The 15,855-nt window shown below is 69.7% G+C and carries 18 protein-coding genes, 7 tRNA genes and 3 pseudogenes; 13 read left to right on the forward strand and 15 right to left on the reverse strand.

What is annotated here, in order from left to right; translation table 11 throughout:
* Window positions 1–186: 186 nt before the first annotated feature.
* Window positions 187–666 carry a TIGR02611 family protein gene (locus tag ACWDO5_RS08675; protein WP_450529586.1) on the reverse strand — a complete coding sequence of 160 codons (480 nt, stop codon included), beginning with the start codon at window positions 664–666 and terminating at the stop codon, window positions 187–189.
* A gap of 189 nt (window positions 667–855) precedes the next feature.
* Between ACWDO5_RS08675 and ACWDO5_RS08680 the strand changes: the two genes are divergently transcribed.
* On the forward strand, window positions 856–1,269 hold the full coding sequence (locus ACWDO5_RS08680) for an SsgA family sporulation/cell division regulator (protein WP_003959770.1): 414 nt from the start codon (window positions 856–858) through the stop codon (window positions 1,267–1,269).
* A gap of 191 nt (window positions 1,270–1,460) precedes the next feature.
* Window positions 1,461–2,018, forward strand: coding sequence for a CGNR zinc finger domain-containing protein (locus ACWDO5_RS08685; protein WP_450529588.1), 558 nt, complete (start codon window positions 1,461–1,463; stop codon window positions 2,016–2,018).
* A gap of 3 nt (window positions 2,019–2,021) precedes the next feature.
* Here ACWDO5_RS08685 and ACWDO5_RS08690 read toward each other — a convergent pair whose 3' ends face one another.
* Together ACWDO5_RS08690 and ACWDO5_RS08695 are read right to left on the reverse strand one after the other, a co-directional pair.
* On the reverse strand, window positions 2,022–2,174 hold the full coding sequence (locus ACWDO5_RS08690) for a hypothetical protein (protein ID WP_450529589.1): 153 nt from the start codon (window positions 2,172–2,174) through the stop codon (window positions 2,022–2,024).
* 82 nt (window positions 2,175–2,256) lie between these two features.
* Window positions 2,257–2,700 (reverse strand): hypothetical protein, encoded by a 444-nt coding sequence (locus ACWDO5_RS08695; RefSeq protein ID WP_450529590.1) that lies wholly within the window; start codon window positions 2,698–2,700, stop codon window positions 2,257–2,259.
* Between the two features lie 167 nt (window positions 2,701–2,867).
* Between ACWDO5_RS08695 and ACWDO5_RS08700 the strand changes: the two genes are divergently transcribed.
* Window positions 2,868–3,389 (forward strand): DsbA family protein, encoded by a 522-nt coding sequence (locus tag ACWDO5_RS08700; RefSeq protein ID WP_450529591.1) that lies wholly within the window; start codon window positions 2,868–2,870, stop codon window positions 3,387–3,389.
* A 17-nt stretch (window positions 3,390–3,406) separates the two neighbouring features.
* On the opposite strand, the gene ACWDO5_RS08705 is transcribed toward ACWDO5_RS08700, so the two are convergent.
* The 3 genes from ACWDO5_RS08705 to ACWDO5_RS08715 form a co-directional block, all read right to left on the reverse strand.
* Window positions 3,407–4,246, reverse strand: coding sequence for a GNAT family N-acetyltransferase (locus ACWDO5_RS08705; RefSeq protein WP_450529593.1), 840 nt, complete (start codon window positions 4,244–4,246; stop codon window positions 3,407–3,409).
* A gap of 114 nt (window positions 4,247–4,360) precedes the next feature.
* Window positions 4,361–5,191: an aminotransferase class IV gene (locus ACWDO5_RS08710; protein WP_450529594.1), complete on the reverse strand. Its 831-nt coding sequence runs from the start codon at window positions 5,189–5,191 to the stop codon at window positions 4,361–4,363.
* Window positions 5,192–6,247 carry a chorismate-binding protein gene (locus ACWDO5_RS08715; protein ID WP_450529595.1) on the reverse strand — a complete coding sequence of 352 codons (1,056 nt, stop codon included), beginning with the start codon at window positions 6,245–6,247 and terminating at the stop codon, window positions 5,192–5,194.
* Window positions 6,248–6,392: 145 nt separating this feature from the next.
* Between ACWDO5_RS08715 and ACWDO5_RS08720 the strand changes: the two genes are divergently transcribed.
* The 7 genes from ACWDO5_RS08720 to ACWDO5_RS08750 all read left to right on the forward strand — a co-directional run bounded on the left by ACWDO5_RS08720 (window position 6,393) and on the right by ACWDO5_RS08750 (window position 7,078).
* Window positions 6,393–6,465: transfer RNA gene (locus ACWDO5_RS08720), tRNA-Gly, on the forward strand.
* A gap of 33 nt (window positions 6,466–6,498) precedes the next feature.
* Window positions 6,499–6,572: transfer RNA gene (locus ACWDO5_RS08725), tRNA-Cys, on the forward strand.
* Window position 6,573: 1 nt separating this feature from the next.
* Window positions 6,574–6,645, forward strand: a tRNA-Val gene (locus ACWDO5_RS08730).
* A 47-nt stretch (window positions 6,646–6,692) separates the two neighbouring features.
* A tRNA-Val gene (locus ACWDO5_RS08735) sits at window positions 6,693–6,764 on the forward strand.
* A 27-nt stretch (window positions 6,765–6,791) separates the two neighbouring features.
* Window positions 6,792–6,860 (forward strand) — tRNA-Val (locus ACWDO5_RS08740).
* Between the two features lie 47 nt (window positions 6,861–6,907).
* Window positions 6,908–6,979 (forward strand) — tRNA-Val (locus ACWDO5_RS08745).
* A 24-nt stretch (window positions 6,980–7,003) separates the two neighbouring features.
* A tRNA-Val gene (locus ACWDO5_RS08750) sits at window positions 7,004–7,078 on the forward strand.
* A 115-nt stretch (window positions 7,079–7,193) separates the two neighbouring features.
* Here ACWDO5_RS08750 and ACWDO5_RS08755 read toward each other — a convergent pair.
* The 6 genes and pseudogenes from ACWDO5_RS08755 to ACWDO5_RS08780 all read right to left on the reverse strand — a co-directional run bounded on the left by ACWDO5_RS08755 (window position 7,194) and on the right by ACWDO5_RS08780 (window position 11,221).
* Window positions 7,194–7,316 (reverse strand): MFS transporter small subunit, encoded by a 123-nt coding sequence (locus ACWDO5_RS08755; RefSeq protein WP_450529596.1) that lies wholly within the window; start codon window positions 7,314–7,316, stop codon window positions 7,194–7,196.
* The gene (locus tag ACWDO5_RS08760) at window positions 7,291–8,649 is read right to left on the reverse strand and encodes an L-lactate MFS transporter (RefSeq protein WP_450529598.1); all 1,359 of its coding nucleotides are present in this window, start codon (window positions 8,647–8,649) and stop codon (window positions 7,291–7,293) included. The genes ACWDO5_RS08755 and ACWDO5_RS08760 overlap by 26 nt, the downstream gene beginning before the upstream one ends.
* A 150-nt stretch (window positions 8,650–8,799) precedes the next feature.
* Complete coding sequence (locus tag ACWDO5_RS08765) at window positions 8,800–9,078, reverse strand: TFIIB-type zinc ribbon-containing protein (protein ID WP_356231932.1); 279 nt, start codon at window positions 9,076–9,078, stop codon at window positions 8,800–8,802.
* A 67-nt stretch (window positions 9,079–9,145) separates the two neighbouring features.
* The gene (locus ACWDO5_RS08770) at window positions 9,146–10,108 is read right to left on the reverse strand and encodes a phosphotransferase family protein (protein ID WP_450529600.1); all 963 of its coding nucleotides are present in this window, start codon (window positions 10,106–10,108) and stop codon (window positions 9,146–9,148) included.
* Window positions 10,109–10,569: 461 nt separating this feature from the next.
* Window positions 10,570–10,775, reverse strand: a pseudogene (locus ACWDO5_RS08775) (hypothetical protein).
* Between the two features lie 188 nt (window positions 10,776–10,963).
* Complete coding sequence (locus ACWDO5_RS08780) at window positions 10,964–11,221, reverse strand: hypothetical protein (RefSeq protein WP_450529602.1); 258 nt, start codon at window positions 11,219–11,221, stop codon at window positions 10,964–10,966.
* A gap of 232 nt (window positions 11,222–11,453) precedes the next feature.
* Between ACWDO5_RS08780 and ACWDO5_RS08785 the strand changes: the two genes are divergently transcribed.
* The gene (locus ACWDO5_RS08785) at window positions 11,454–12,629 is read left to right on the forward strand and encodes a serine/threonine-protein kinase (protein WP_450529603.1); all 1,176 of its coding nucleotides are present in this window, start codon (window positions 11,454–11,456) and stop codon (window positions 12,627–12,629) included.
* Between the two features lie 12 nt (window positions 12,630–12,641).
* Here ACWDO5_RS08785 and ACWDO5_RS08790 read toward each other — a convergent pair.
* Window positions 12,642–13,065: pseudogene (locus ACWDO5_RS08790) on the reverse strand (TrmH family RNA methyltransferase); the annotation flags it as partial.
* A gap of 163 nt (window positions 13,066–13,228) precedes the next feature.
* Here ACWDO5_RS08790 and ACWDO5_RS08795 point away from each other — a divergent pair.
* A pseudogene (locus ACWDO5_RS08795) lies at window positions 13,229–13,408 on the forward strand (transposase); the annotation flags it as partial.
* Window positions 13,409–13,540: 132 nt separating this feature from the next.
* On the forward strand, window positions 13,541–13,684 hold the full coding sequence (locus tag ACWDO5_RS08800) for a hypothetical protein (protein WP_450529605.1): 144 nt from the start codon (window positions 13,541–13,543) through the stop codon (window positions 13,682–13,684).
* 45 nt (window positions 13,685–13,729) lie between these two features.
* Here the strand turns inward: ACWDO5_RS08800 and ACWDO5_RS08805 are convergent, their stop codons facing one another.
* Together ACWDO5_RS08805 and ACWDO5_RS08810 are read right to left on the reverse strand one after the other, a co-directional pair.
* The gene (locus tag ACWDO5_RS08805) at window positions 13,730–14,404 is read right to left on the reverse strand and encodes a GntR family transcriptional regulator (RefSeq protein ID WP_450529607.1); all 675 of its coding nucleotides are present in this window, start codon (window positions 14,402–14,404) and stop codon (window positions 13,730–13,732) included.
* A gap of 679 nt (window positions 14,405–15,083) precedes the next feature.
* Window positions 15,084–15,851, reverse strand: coding sequence for a creatininase family protein (locus tag ACWDO5_RS08810; protein WP_450529609.1), 768 nt, complete (start codon window positions 15,849–15,851; stop codon window positions 15,084–15,086).
* Window positions 15,852–15,855: the final 4 nt, after the last annotated feature.

The following is a 15,855-nucleotide window of genomic DNA, read 5'->3' on the forward strand; positions in this document are numbered from 1 at the left end:
GCCGGCCCACCTGCTCGACGGTTCCGAGCACGCCGGTCGCGGGGTAGGTCCCGTCGACGCGCGGAACAAGCAGCACCGTCGGCTTGCTGTCACCGGTGTGAACGAAGCGCTCTCCCACTGAGCTAATCGCCCGGGTGCACCGCAAACATTACCCGATGTCAGCGGGTCCCCCTGACCATTTTCCGGTCACTCCTTGATCTTCCAGGGCATCACGATCCCGAACTTCCAGACGTAGATTCCGACCAGCACCGCGATGATCACGAGACCGATTGTGGTGAGGATGATGTTCCGTCGCCGCACCTTGGGATCGAGCGCTCGCTGGGCCGCCGCGGTCACCTTGCGTTTGGTCCAGCGCAGCACCAACTGTGCCCAGACGAACTCGGTCGCCCAGATCGCGATGCCGCCGAAGATCACCAGCCAGCCGGGGCCCGGCAGCGGCAGCATCACGACGCCTGCGGCGACCACCGCAAGGCCGGCGATGAAGACGCCGACCTGCCAGCTCAGGTGCAGCGGCTTGGAGCGCTTGATGAAGTGGGGCGCCTTCGAGCCGAGCTCCGGCTCCTCCCCGGCCACCACGTCCACCACGTCTCCCGTCCCGTCCCCCGTCGCGGGTTTCGGGTCCGTCGCCGCGACGGCCTCCCCCCGCTCGTCACTCTCCGCATTCATGGACCCAAACTACCGGATTGAGCGCGGTCACCGAAATGGGCGTATAACACAAAGTGAGGCACCGCCGTACGAGCGACATGAAGGATCACAAAACGGTCAGAGGGGTTTACAACGGCACCGTAGGTGGCATGTCGATTTCGCCGACGTGCGAACCCCCGAGCGCACACTGAGCGAAAGGCCCTGGCGCTTATGAACACCACGGTCAGCTGCGAGCTGCACCTGCGCCTCGTTGTATCGAGCGAGTCTTCACTGCCTGTACCCGCGGGCCTGCGGTATGACACGGCCGATCCCTATGCCGTGCACGCCACCTTCCACACCGGAGCCGAAGAGACGGTCGAGTGGGTCTTCGCCCGCGATCTTCTCGCTGAGGGTCTGCATCGGCCCACTGGCACGGGCGACGTCCGAGTCTGGCCGTCCCGCAGCCACGGCCAGGGCGTCGTCTGCATCGCGCTGAGCTCCCCGGAGGGCGAAGCCTTGCTCGAGGCCCCGGCGCGGGCCCTGGAGTCGTTCCTGAAGCGGACCGACGCCGCGGTGCCACCGGGCACCGAGCATCGTCACTTCGATCTCGACACGGAGCTTTCGCACATCCTGGCCGAGAGCTGAGCCAGGCAGCGAGCTGCACGGCGCCGTCCTACTCGGGGAGACGGCGCCGCGCGGACAACCACATACGGCACACACCGGCGCCGTCACCGCGGATTCCATCGCGGCGACGGCGCCGGTGCACTCTCAGCGCGAACCGCTAGAGTCAGCGCAATTCGGCGGGCACCGGCCCGCAGCAGGCCAGGGAGCGAATCGTGCTGATTCCCCACGACACCCGGATCGCCCTCAACACCGTCGTCGATCTGGTGAACACCGCACCGGAGAGCGAGCAGGGCGACGGGCTCGCGGACGTTGCCGCGCTGTACGACTTCGTGCGCAGCCACGACGTCAGCGGCGTGGGCGAACTGAACCAGCGGGACCTCAGGGCGGTGCACAGCGTACGGACCCAGTTCGCGGAGATCTTCGCGGCGCCCGACAGCCGCACGGCGGCCGAGCTGGTCAACGAGCTGGTGGCGGCCGCGGGGACCACCCCGCAGCTCACCGACCACGACGGCTACGACTGGCATGTGCACTACTTCGCGCCGGGCGCGTCCGTTGCCGACCATCTCGCCGCGGACTGCGGGATGGCGCTGGCCTTCATAGTTGTCGCGGGCGAGCAGGAGCGGCTGCGGCGGTGCGAGGCGCCGGACTGCGGGCGCGCGTTCGTCGATTTGTCGCGCAATCGCTCACGCCGCTACTGCGACAGCCGCACCTGCGGCAACCGCCTGCATGTCGCCGCGTACCGCGCGCGCCGCAAGGAAGCGGCCGGCTGAGGCTCACAGCAGGAACAGATCGTGTATCGCGGCCATGAGCAGTAAGAAGCCGATCACCGCGAGGAAGATCATCAGGGGTGGCTGGGAGAGCGCGAAGAGGCAGCCACGCGGCTCTTCGGTCGGTGCGGGGGCCTGGCCCCGGGAGGTATCGAGCATCTCGGGGTGATGATGTCGCAGCCCGGCCCGTCATGATCGACCAACACGCCCCGCGACTGCGGGAGTTCACTCAGATCCCGTGCTAGATGCCGTGCTTCTTCAGGATCGCCTCGATGTCGCTGAAGTCCTCGCCGGAACCGGCGGCCTTCCCCTTCGTCGCGGGCTGCGCGGCCGGCCGGCCCGCCTGCCCCAGTGAGGGCGCGGAAGCCTCGGACGCGACCGCCTCGCGCTGGGCCGACTTCGCGGCCTTGCGCTCCTTGCGGGTGCCGACGCCGCGCCGTTCGACGGCCCGGGTCGTCATGAAGAGCAGCCACGCGCCGCCCAGCAGGCCGAAGCCGAGCCACGCGGTCGGGCTGAAGGCCGTGTCGACGGCCCATTCGACGGCGCCTGTCAGCACCAGGCCGATCGGGACCAGGGAGTAGGCGGCAATCCGGGTCGCGGCCAGGAAACGCTTGCGGTAGGCCGTGATCGCGGCGACACCCAGGCCCGCCGCGGACACCGCGGAGAAAATGGTCTCGGCAATCATCCGGTCCTCCAGGCTTCGGCGGGCATGGGCGGGTACGTCCCTATCCATCGTGCACCGTCCGGCGGCGCGGGGGCCACGGTCCCGTACGACCTCAGGGAGATCTCCGGGACGACCTCCTCCCCAGGTCCCGGTCCAGGGGCATGCCGGAGGGCTGGGAGACTGGTCCCATGAGCGACTCCACCAACCCCCGCCCCGTCGTACTCGACATCTGGTGCGAGCTCCAGTGCCCGGACTGCCGCAGCGCCCTGGACGATCTGCGGGCCCTGCGCGAGCGCTACGGCGACCGGCTGGAGCTGCGGCTGCGGCACTTCCCCCTCGACAAGCACAAGCACGCCTTCACCGCCGCCCAGGCCGCGGAGGAGGCTGCCGAACAGGGCAAGGGCTGGCCGTATGTGGAGGCCGTGCTCGCGCGTACTGAGGAACTGGCGGCGAAGGGCGAGCCGTTCCTGCTGGAGGTCGCGCGTGAACTGGGCCTGGACGCCGAGGAGTTCGACACCGCCCTGATCGACGGGCGGCACATCCTGATCGTCGACGCCGACCAGGCCGAGGGCAAGGCGATCGGCGTCACCGGCACTCCGACGTACGTCTTCGACGGCGAGCGCCTCGACGGCGGCAAGAGCCAGGACGGGCTGCGGGCGCGCATCGAGGAGATCGCCGACCGGCTGCTCGCCGGCTCCGAGGCGGACTGAAGGATCCGGCGCCCAGGCTAGAGCAGCTGCTTGAAACTGTTGATGTGGGTCGTCCCGTAGCCGAGCGACTCGTAGAGCCGGATCGCCGGGGTGTTGTCCGCGAAGACATGGAGTCCGAGCAGCGGTAGCCCGGCGTCCAGGGCTACTCGTTCGGCGAGGAGTATCAAGGACCGGCCGTGGCCCCGGCCGCGCCGGCCCTCGACGACTTCGACGTCGTACACGTACGCCCCCGGTTCACCGGGGCGCACCTCGCGCCGGCCGACGAGGACGTGGCCCACGACCGCGCCCTCCTGAACCAGGACTTCGAGCCGGATGTCCGGACTGGCAAGGCCGTCGGGCAGGAGCGCGCGGTGCTGGGTCTCCGACTTGGCACGCGCCTCATCGGGCGGGACTCCCCTGTCGATCCAGTTCTGCGCACAGGTCCCGACGGCCGTGGCACGCCACTGCTCGAATTCCGCCTCGCTCATCGGGCGGCCCTCGACATCGGCGGGCAGGGCGGGCGGCCCACCGGGCAGCTCCTTGAGCATGTTGCGGCCGCGCTCGACGTAGCCGAGTGCGGTCACGAGCCTCGCGGCGGCGGTGGCCCCCGGTGCCACGGCGACCTGCACCTGGGTGCAGCCCCAGCCGCGCAGCACCTCCTCGGCGGCGAGCGCGGCGACGGTCCCCCGCCCGCGCCGCCGGTCCGTCTCCTCGATATGGAGCGAGCGGATGGTGCCGGCCGTGGCGCTGAGGGCGGGGAAGGTGGCGATCTCGATCGTGCCGACGGGGCGGCTGTTCACACAGACTTCGTACGAGCGCGACCGCGCGCCGTCCGCCTCGCGCTGAAGCGGCCCGGTCGGCCGCAGGGTGGTGGTCATCAGGGGTGTTGTACCTGCCTGGCGGCCGCCCGTCACCCAGTTTCGCGTGACCGGCCGGGCGTCCGGCCCGCCGTGGAGCGGCAGGGGGCCCGGCGTCCCCCGGGGAAACCGCAGTTACGGAGCCTTCGGATCGCTGTCGGCGGCCGCGCGCTCCTCGAAGATCCGCATCGCCTTGGCGGTCACCGGTCCCGGCGCGTTCGTGAGTTCCCGCCCGTCGATCCGCCGAACCGCCTGTACGTCGCGGAGGGTCGACGTCAGGAAGACCTCATCGGCCCGATCCAGCACGTCGAACGGCAGGTCGGTCTCCCTGGCCCCCGTCCATTCCACGGTCAGCGCGCGTGTGATGCCCGCCAGACAGCCGGAGGAGACGGGCGGGGTGTACAACTCGCCGTCGAGTACGACGAAGACGTTGGAGCCGGTGCCCTCGCAGAGCTGTCCGACGGTGTTGGCGAAGAGCGCCTCGGACGCCCCCTGCTCGCTCGCCCTGGCGAGTGCGACGACGTTCTCCGCGTACGACGTCGTCTTCAGCCCGGCCAGCGCGCCACGCTCATTGCGCGTCCACTCGACGGTGATCACGGCCGTGGTGTCGGGGCGCCGCTTGGTCTCGCCGAGGGCGACAACGAGGCTCGGACCCGCGGTGCCGCGGTCGGAGCCGAGGGGCGAGGTACCGCCCGTGTACGTGATGCGCAGCCTGCCGAGGGCCATGGGATTGGCTTTCAGCACGGCCGCGCAGGCGTGCCGCACCTCGTCGTGGTCCGGGTCCGGCAGGCCGAGGCCGCGGGCCGAGCGGGTCAGCCGTTCGAGGTGCTGGGTGAGGGCAAAGGGCTGCCCGTGGACGGCCTTGACCGTCTCGAAGATGCCGTCGCCCACGGTCAGACCGTGGTCGAACACGGACACCCGGGCGTCGTCGGCGTCCCTGAGTGCGCCATTGACCCAAAGCTTCATCTAGCTGGTCCTTCCGCTCGCCTCGTACGCTCCCGACGCTACCGCGAGCAGCCGGGAAGCCTTCAGTTCGGTCTCCTCCCACTCTCCCTCGGGATCGGAGCCCCAGGTGATCCCGGCGCCGGTGCCGAAGCGGAGCACCGGCCTGCCGACTTGGGCGCGGTCGATCCAGAAGGTGCGTATGCCAACCGCGAGCTCGCCGGTGCCGCGGTCCGCGTCGACCCAGCCGATGCCTCCGCAGTACGGTCCGCGGGGCGCCGTCTCCAGCGCCTCGATGATCTTCAGAGCGCTGGACTTGGGCGCGCCGGTCACCGAGCCCGGCGGGAAGGTGGCCGCCAGGAGTTCCTGCCAGCCCGCCTTGGGCCCCAGCTCCCCGCGCACGGTGGAGACGAGGTGCACAAGACCGGGATGTGGCTCGACCGCGCACAGCGCCGGGACGGTCACCGTGCCCGTGGCGCAGATCCGCCCCAGGTCGTTGCGGACCAGGTCGACGATCATCACGTTCTCCGCGTGGTCCTTCTCCAGCAGATCGTCGACAGTACGTCCGGTGCCCTTGATCGGCCCGGACTCGACGGTATGCCCGTCCCGGCGCAGATACAGCTCGGGCGATGCGGTGGCGATCTCCACGCCGTGCGCGGGCAGCCGAATGGTTCCGGCGTACGGAGCGGGGTTGCCGCGCGCCAGCAGGGCGGTCAGCACGTCGACGTCGGCGGCGTCCGGGTCGGGCAGCGGCGCGGAGAGAATTCGGCAGAGGTTCGCCTGATAGACCTCGCCCGCCGCGATGTGGTCACGGATGCGCCGGACTCCGGCGGAGTACGCGGCACGGCCCAGGGAGGACGTCCAGTCGCCCGCCTCCGGGCCCCGCCAGCGACCCGGCACGGGCTCAGGCACCGGCTCCGTACGCACTTCGCCGAAGCGGGCGCAGGTCAGACCACCCTCGAAGTCTGCGGCGACCGCCCAGAAGCCGGCGGAGTCGAGTGCTTCGGGGTCACTGGTGACATCCCGGAGGTCTGATGCGAGGAGGCTGCCGAAGCGGGCCAAAGGAGCGAGGTCATGCACGTCTGTGAGTCTATGGCGGGCGCCGATGAGCCGCTTCGACGTGAACACACCTCAGCACGCTGCGGAAACGCGTTTTTGTGCTGGCCCAGGAATCCGCTAGAGTTCCCTACGTCGCCGGGACGCGTAAGCGGGCCGGAACCGACAAGCGGACGTGGCTCAGTTGGTAGAGCATCACCTTGCCAAGGTGAGGGTCGCGAGTTCGAATCTCGTCGTCCGCTCGAAGGGGGATTTTCCCGAACCCCTGCACTCAGGGTGGAGTGGCCGAGAGGCGAGGCAACGGCCTGCAAAGCCGTCTACACGGGTTCAAATCCCGTCTCCACCTCCAAGGACGATTAGCTCAGCGGGAGAGCGCTTCCCTGACACGGAAGAGGTCACTGGTTCAATCCCAGTATCGTCCACTGGATCCGCGAGGATCCTCCCCTGGTCTTCGGCATGGGGGACCCCGGCGCGATTAGCTCAGCGGGAGAGCGCTTCCCTGACACGGAAGAGGTCACTGGTTCAATCCCAGTATCGCGCACGCACTACAAAACAAGATTGTCCCGCGCGATTAGCTCAGCGGGAGAGCGCTTCCCTGACACGGAAGAGGTCACTGGTTCAATCCCAGTATCGTCCACTGGATCCGCGAGGATCCTCCCCTGGTCTTCGGCATGGGGGACCCCGGCGCGATTAGCTCAGCGGGAGAGCGCTTCCCTGACACGGAAGAGGTCACTGGTTCAATCCCAGTATCGCGCACGCACTACAAAACAAGATTGTCCCGCGCGATTAGCTCAGCGGGAGAGCGCTTCCCTGACACGGAAGAGGTCACTGGTTCAATCCCAGTATCGCGCACCAGCCAGAGCCCCCGGCCGCATCCATGGCCGGGGGTTCTGTCGTTGCCGGGCCCGGCCCAGCCAGAGCCCCCCGGCCGCATCCATGACCGGGGGGTTCTGTCGTTGCCCGAGCCCCCTCACCCCGTGAAGAGCTGGGTGGCCTTGCGGATCAGCTCGTACAGGCCGTAACCGAACGGCACGGCGACCCAGAGCCAAACCGCGGCGCCGAGCGCCCTACGACTCCTGGTGCTGGCGCTCATGGAGCGTCTCCTTCTGCTGCGGCTCGTGGAAGCGGGAGTGGACGGGGCGTACGAGTTCGTTGGCGAGGAAGCCCACCGCCAGCAGTCCGATCATGATGTACAGCGATGCGGCGTAGAGGCTGGGGCCGGTGCGGCCGGCCGATTCCTGGCTGTCGGCGACCCAGTTGACGATCAGCGGTCCGAGGACGCCGGCGGTGGACCAGGCGGTGAGCAGCCGGCCGTGGATCGCCCCGACCTCGTACGTGCCGAAGAGGTCTTTCAGATAGGCCGGGACGGTCGCGAATCCGCCGCCGTAGAAGGACAGGATCACCAGCGCGCAGACGACGAACAGCGGTTTGGAGTCGTTGCCGAGCTGGGCGATCGCCAGGTACATCAGCGCGCCTATGCCGAGGTAGACGCGGTAGATGTTCTTGCGGCCTATCAGGTCCGAGGTGGAGGACCACAGGATGCGGCCGGTCATGTTCGCGAGCGAGAGCAGGGCGACGAATCCGGCTGCGGCGGAGGCGGTGACCGCGGCGGATGTGTCGGCGAAGAAGTCCGTGATCATCGGAGCGGCCTTCTCCAGAATGCCGATGCCCGCCGTGACGTTCATGCAGAGGACCACCCACAAGCACCAGAACTGCGGGGTCCGCAGGGCGTTCCGCGCGGAGACCTGGGCAGTGGTGATCAGGGCGCGGGTCTGTTGCTTCGGCTGCGGGCCTGCGGGCTGCCAGCCCGGTGCCGGTACGCGTACGAGCGCGACACCGAGGGACATGAACACGGCGTACGCAAGACCGTGGACGAGGAAGGTGGTGGCGATGCCGGAGCTGTCCGAACCGAAGGTTTCCAGCATCTGGGTGGACCAGGGGGACGCGATCAGCGCTCCGCCGCCGAACCCCATGATGGCGATTCCGGTGGCCATGCCGGGGCGGTCCGGGAACCACTTCATGAGGGTGGAGACCGGCGAGATGTAGCCGATTCCGAGGCCGATGCCGCCGATGAAGCCGTAGCCGAGGACGACGAGCCAGTACTGGCGGGTGGCGGCACCGAGGGCGGCGACCAGGAAGCCGGAGGAGAAGCAGACGAGGGAGACGAACATTGCCCAACGCGGGCCGTTGCGTTCGACGAGAGTGCCGCCGAAGGCCGCGGAGAGGCCGAGCATGACGATGCCCAGCTGGAAAGGGAGAGCGCTGGCGGTGCCGGAGATGCCTAGCGATGACTCGAGCGGAGGCTTGAACACGCTCCAGGCATAGGCCTGTCCGATGGAGAGATGGACCGAGAGCGCGGCGGGTGGGACGAGCCAGCGGCTCCAGCCCGGCGGTGCGACGGTGCGGGACCGGTCGAGAAAGATCATGTTCCGAACCTTAGACATCGACCATGTGCATGACTAGATGGTTGACGAGATCAACGAAATCCAGTCGATGGTATGCAATGCGGGCCCAGGCTCAGTGCCCGGGCCCGCATTGCGGTTTCAGGGGTGGTTCAGGTGGCCGTTCAGGAGGGTTCAGGAGGAGAAGAGCATCCGGCCGAAGCTCTTCTGGCGGTGGTGCCCGCCGTGGTGTCCGCCGTGGTGCGGCGCGCCCCAGGCGGGGGCGGGGGCGGCCGGGTAGGCCTGCGGGGCGGGCGGCGGGGGCGGAGCCTGGGTCCACTGCGACTCGAGGCGGGTCAGGGACTCCAACTCGCCGTAGTCGAGGAATATCCCCCGGCAGCCGCTGCACTGCTCGATCTGGACGCCGTTGCGGTTGTACGTGTGCATCGCTGCATGGCACTTGGGACACTGCATGGTCTGCTCAGCTCCTCGCCGTTGGTCGACGTCGCCCGGATGCGTGCCCGGTGACGAGGAGTTCAGACTACGACCCGGGCCCGAACTCCAACTCGGGTGGGAGGGCCGCGATTCGGGCGCAGGCGTCGATCACGATCTGCTCGACGTCGTCCGGATCGCGGTGTTCCGCGGCGGATTTCGCCAGGGCGAGGGCGGCCGTCTGGATGGTCAGTGCGCGGGCGGGGACGTCGAGTTGGGGCCAGGGGTCGGCGTCTGCGCCGACCGCCGGGCCGTCTGCGGCTGTGTACGCGCCGAGGAACCGCTGCCAGATCTGTGCGGGCAGCAGACCGGCGGCGTACCAGGCGGCGGGGCGCGCCAGGTCCCAGGCGGGGTCACCGAGGCCGAGATCGTCGACGTCGATCAGCAGCCAGGGGCCGGCGGGGGCGGGGTGGCGGACGAGCTGGCCCAGGTGGAGGTCGCCGTGGCAGAGGGCGCTTCTGCGGGGGGAGGCCGCCTCGTCGCGTGCCCAGGCGGGGAGTCGCTCCCAGGCCCGCTGGACGATGGCGGCCGCGGGGTGGTCCGCCGCCGCACGCATCCGAGCAAGGGCCCGGGCGGCCTTGGCGGGGCCGCGCATCGGCGGGAGAGGGCCGGGGAGTTCGGCGGGCTCAACGCGGTGGAGCCGGGCGAGCAGCACCCCGGCGTCCTCCCAGGGTGCGGCGTCGGGGTCCGTGGGGTCCACGGGGACGCCGTACGGCCAGGCCGTGACGGGCCGGCCGTGCACATCCCGTACGCGGAGCGGAAGCGGTGGAAGCAGGATCCCGGCGAGGCGCGGGTGCGCGGCGGCGGCGATGCGGGCGCGGTGTCCGTCCGGGTCGGTACCGGGTGCGTGCGCCTTGGCGACGGCTTCCCCGTGCCGTACGACGGCGCCGTCGTCCCGGTCCGCGAGCACGGCCTCATCCCGCCCACAGGCGCGGCAGGCCGGACGCGGACCTGGCAGATGCGCGGCATCGCGGGCGGCATCGGCGAGCGCGCGTACGACGGATGCGGTCACGGTCTCCCCCGGGGCTGGTGCGGTCCGGCTGGGAGCGTACGCGGTGGGGCGGGCCGTTTCCCCTACCCGCCCCTTCCCGAAACTGTGGGCTGACGCCCCCAGACCCCCGGAGGGGGAAGGTTACGTGGGGAGCTGACGCGCCCCCACACCCCCCGGCGCCAGCCTCGCGGCGCAGAGCACCGCACCTCCGGGCACGAAGGGTTGGTTGGGGCTGACGCCCCCACGCCCCAACGCGCCGGCCAGGCGGCGCAGAGCCCCGCCCCACGGCGTGAAGGGTTATGTGGGCGCTGACACCCCCCGGTCGCACCGGGCGAGGGTGCGAGAGTTAGGTGGGCAGCGCGATGGCCGGTCAGCTCCCCAGCTGACCGGCCAAACGCTGCCGTCCGCCGCACCCCCGTCCCCACGGGGTTGTTGGCCGGATGTCCCCGACCCGGACCGCTCTTCCGGGCCCGGGGCGCCGCTCAGCGCCCCAGCATCACGCCCACGGACGACGCTTGTGTGACCACTGCTTCCCAGCCGCCGAAGGCGACCACGAGCAGTGCCGCCAGAGGATAACCATGGCCGTCGCCACCAGCGGGTGGCGCCTGCCTGACGGACGGCCGCCGAACGCAGCGAATGCCTTGCGTCCCTGCGTGCGGATGATGGTCCGCGATGCCGTGTCCGCCATGGTCCCTCTCCTGTTCGTATGGGCAGCGGCGGGTGTATGACCTCGGGGGACGAGTGCTGCACCCGCCGCTTGACTTCAACACTAGGGAAGCGACAAGGCCCAGGCGTCATGCCCGCGTACCGATTGCCGGGCCTCCCGGAGGATGAGCTGCCACCCAGGGGTGTACTCCTCTGGGTGGAGACGCCGACCTAGGCCTTGGGGTCTACCCGGAGGGGACGCTCCGATGAGTCCTCCCGCGGCACCGGCTGCTCGACCAGCGCCAGCACCCGGGTGGCCATGAAGCGGGCCGTCCGCACCACCCCACCGCTGCGGGTGACTTCGCTCACTTCCACCACCCCCCTGCGCACGGCCGTCTCGACCCTGCGACCCGCCCGGCTTGCTACCACTTCGTACGTACGCGTCGTGTCTCCCGCGTCCACGACTATCTCCACCCGGTCACCCTTCACTAATCCAATCCCCCTTCTGCGACGGACCTTTGAGATCTCGCACGGGCTCGGGGCGACGGATCCGCCGTCCCCTGACCACTCTTCAAGTTTCCCACCCGGCACTGACAATCGATCGGGCCTTGAGGGCGCGGCCTATGAGCACACCGGGGCAGGGATACGTAAGCTGTGCCACGTCAAACGGACGACCGTGGCAGCGGGGGTGGGGTCTCCCCACCGTAGGTAGGGGACGGACATGGCGATGATGCGGCTCCGGCGCGAGGATCCGCGTGTCGTCGGCTCGTTCAGGCTTCACCGGCGGCTCGGTGCGGGTGGCATGGGCGTCGTCTACCTGGGCTCCGACCGCCGCGGGCAGCGCGTCGCGCTGAAAGTGATCCGGCCGGATCTGGCGGAGGACCAGGAGTTCAGGTCGCGGTTCGCGCGCGAGGTGTCGGCCGCGCGGCGGATCCGCGGCGGCTGTACGGCACGGCTGGTGGCCGCCGATCTCGAGGCGGACCGACCGTGGTTCGCCACCCAGTACGTCCCCGGTCCCTCCCTGCACGACAAGGTCGCCGAGGACGGCACGCTGCTGGCCGCCGAGGTGGCCGCGGTCGGCGCTGCGCTCTCCGAGGGCTTGGTCGCGGTGCACGAGGCCGGTGTCGTGCACCGGGATCTGAAGCCGTCGAACATCCTGCTCTCCCCCAAGGGCCCCCGGATCATCGACTTCGGCATCGCCTGGGCGACCGGCGCGAGCACGCTGACGCATGTCGGCACCGCGGTGGGCTCGCCCGGTTTCCTCGCGCCGGAACAAGTGCGCGGCGTTGCGGTCACCCCGGCCACGGACGTCTTCGCGCTGGGCGCCACGCTCGCGTACGCGGCGATGGCCGACTCGCCCTTCGGACACGGCAGTTCGGAGGTCATGCTGTACCGGGTGGTGCACGAGGAGCCGCAGCTGTACGGGGTCCCGGACGCGCTGGCTCCGCTCGTCCGGGCCTGTCTGGCGAAGGATCCCGAGGAGCGCCCGAGCACGCTGCAACTGTCAATGCGGCTCAAGGAGATCGCGGCACGGGAGGCCCAGGGGCTGTCCGAGGGCCGGCCGCCGGCCCAGCGCGAGCGCATCGAGCAGGACCGTCCGACCTCGCGCTACACGCAGCGGACCGAACGCGCGGAGCGGACCGAACGCATGGAGCGGCTTACGGCGGGCACGCCGGCGCCGCGCCCGCAGCAGCCGTCGCGCACCGGCGGCACCCGCCCCCAGTCGCCGCGCAACACCTCACGTACGAACGGCCGTCAGGGCACCAGGCCCGGCGTCCGCACGACGTCGGCCGGGCGGCGGCCCGCCAACCCGCGGCTGCTGCGGCAGCGCGTCATCGTCTTCTTCGTGGTGACGCTGATCGTGGCTCTGGGGATCGCGGCGGCCCAGCAGCTGTAGACCGGCCGGGGCTCAGGACTGCGGGCGGCCCGTCACCACCGCGTAGAACGTGACCGCCGCGGCCGCGCCCACATTGAGCGAGTCCACTCCGTGCGCCATCGGGATGCGCACCCACTCGTCGGCGGCGACGAGCGCCTGGGTGGAGAGTCCGTCCCCCTCCGCGCCGAGCATCAGCGCCACCCGGTCGAGCCGGTGCGGGCCGCATCGTCGATCGCGGCGGCCTTCTCGTCGGGGGTGCGGGCAAGCAGCTTGAAGCCCGCTTCCCGTACGGATTCCAGGCCCCCCTCGGCCAGGATTCGAGGCGGGCGTACGGAACGGAGAAGACCGCGCCCATGGAGACCTTCACGGACCGGCGGTAGAGCGGGTCCGCGCAGTCCGGCGAGAGCAGCACAGCGTCCATGCCGAGGGCGGCGCCGCTGCGGAAGAATCGCGCCACCTGTTGACTGAACTATGGACGGAGTTTTCCCAGGTCAGTGCTATGTGGCGGGATCGTCGTTGAGTGGGCCATGTCGGTCGACCGCCAGCTCGAAGCCTGTCGGCAGCTCTGTGAGCTGCGCGGCTGGACCGTCGTGGGGGCGCTCTGCTGGCCGATCGTCTAGCTCGCACTCGACCTGCTGGCCTGGATGCCCATGCTTGCCCTGACCGGCAAACCCCGACTCTGGGAACCGCGCCGGCTCCGTCTTCGACTCTTCTCGGCCGCCGCCCAACTGATCACCACCGCACACCGTCGGCATCTGAGGTTCACCCAACACTGGCCCTGCACCGAACCTGTTCAGTGAAGCCAGGCGTGCACCCCCGCGGTGGGCCGTCCAACCCATTGGCAGTGAAGGAGGGGACTGGCCAATCCGCCAGTCAGTTTTCCGACCATCGGGCCGCGGTCGACATGTTGCCGACGTCAGTCGAGGACTTCGGTGACGGCTGCGTGGGCGGCATGGGGTGAGGCTCTCCTGGCTGGCTTCCAGGGCGCGCAGATCGGCGGGCTCCACTTCAGCGCCCGGGCCAAGCTGTACGAGAAGGAGCAAGCCGGACAGGACTGGACTCGGGAACAAGTGTGACGTTTCGCCATATCGGCGCGGTGTGCTTGGCCGGGAGGGGCCGGATCACACCCGGCTGGGCGACTCCCTCAGGACCAGAGTCATCACATGGTGGATGTGCTCGAACAGCGCCTCCGCGGCCCCGCGCGCGTCGCCGGTGCGCACGGCCTCAGCCACCTGGAGGTGCTCCTGAGCGCAGACCACGGAATCGCCGGAGGCCGGCACATCTCGCCTGCGCAGCGCCGAGGTGAGCACCAGTGCGTCGTTGACGGCCCGCGTCAGCAGGAGATTCTGGCCCGCCCTCGCGATGGCCATATGGAAGTCCATGTCGTGCCGTTGGAACCCCATACTGTCGCCGACGCGTGCGCTGGCCAGCGACGCCTCCGCAGCCACGACGATGTCGTCCCGTTCCGCAGTGCTCGCCCGAGAAGCGGCGTACCCGATTGCGGTGCGCTCCAAGCCGGCCCGCAGTTCGTATGCGTCCCGGATGGCGCCGGCCGACGGCTTGACCACGCGCAGACTCCGCCCGATGGGCTCGACCAGCCCCGACTGACGCAACCGGAGCAGCACCTCACGGACCGGCGTCTTGCTCACTTGCAGTTGCGCGGCCAACCTGGCCTCGCTGATCCGGCTCCCAGGCTCCAGCGTCTTCGACACAATGGCGTCCCTGATCGCCTCGAACACCTTTTCGGTGATGCTTTCCGGCTTAGCCGCAATGGGTTGGAGTCCGATGCTTGACATGCTGGAAACATATCTCATATATGCAGCGCTGGCGCACGCCCCCAGGTTAGCGCCCGTACGGATTCAGCCAACGTCTGGCCAGCGCTTCTCTTGCGAAGCCGGCGTGCCGCGCCGAGCCGATGACCAGGCCGCGACGTACTGAGGAGTCAGTCGAGAGCCTTCCACGCGACGACACTTACAGGCGTCAACTTCGCCTGTGGGGCGGATTTTCGGCGTTCCGGGGCGGCGATCATCCGCGCCGGGAACGCCGGCAGGCCACCGAGCGTGTCTGATGAGCGTCCTGACTGCCTGCGCTGGTGGTCCTGCCGCCCGTCAAGCGAGTGCGCAACGCCCGCACAGCCGGGGTCGCGTGACGGCAATCACGTAGAGTTCTTCCGCCCGGGGTGGGTCGGCGACGGATTCGGGCCGGCGCCAGCGACCACGTCGAAGGCATGGCGGCGGTGCGCAGCGAAAGAGGTCGAGTGCGGCTGAGGTATCGCGGGCGCGCAGGGCACTGACCAGCTCGCGGTCCTCGCCAGGGATGACGGCGTCCTCAGCAGCTGATCAGGCAATTAACGGGCACCAGATGGCCTTTTATACGTCGGCCGGAGCCGCCGTCCACCGCTCTACCCGGGCGAACCGTCCGGGATTTGGGGCCATCACCTCGTCGATGAGCGCACGCCACCGGTCGACTGGAGTACTAAGCTGCGGATGCCTTGATCGCCCGCTGGAAATCGGACAGGGCCACCCGCACGGCGTCTACACAGATGGCCAGCAGCTGGGCTCCGCGCTCGGCCGAACCGCCGCTCGGGTCATCGCTGAACCCGTCCCCGCCGCGGAACGGTCCGGGCGTGGCGAGGCGGTAGGTACGCGGCTGGGGCCAGCCCGCTTCGGGACGCGGTCGCTTCGGCGCCGCGTCCAGCCGGACCAGATGCGGGTACGCGGCCAGCATCAGCGACGTTTCGAACGCGCCTGCGTGGCCGGGCAGTTCGCCCAGTTCGGTCGCTCCGGCGGCGACCAGCGCGTTGGCCGCGGTCTGGAAGTAGGAGCCGCCTGCGACGCACGCCTGTCGTCGCAGTCCGACGTCACGCGCGACGAGCTGCACTATCTCAGCGTTGCCTCCGTGCCCGTTGAGCAGGAACACTCCGGCGAAACCGCTGACCAGCAACGAATCCACAAGATCGCCCAGCCCGGCGAGAAGTGCACCGGTGTCCAGCGAGGCGGTGCCGCCGAAGGGGAGGTGATGGTGCGAGCAACCGTAGGCGAAGACCGGCGCGACGACGGCATCCGGGAGATCGGCCGCCGCAGCGCGGGCGATGTGCTCGGCCAGCAGCGTGTCGGTGCCCAGCGGCAGGTGCGGGCCATGTTGTTCGAGCGCCCCCACGGGGAGCACCACTACCGTTCGTGCCGCGTGCTGCGCGGCCTCCTCCCGGGTCCATTCCGACAGCAGGGAACTCGGTATGGGCACTGCA

The organism is Streptomyces sp. NPDC000880, assembly GCF_053599675.1.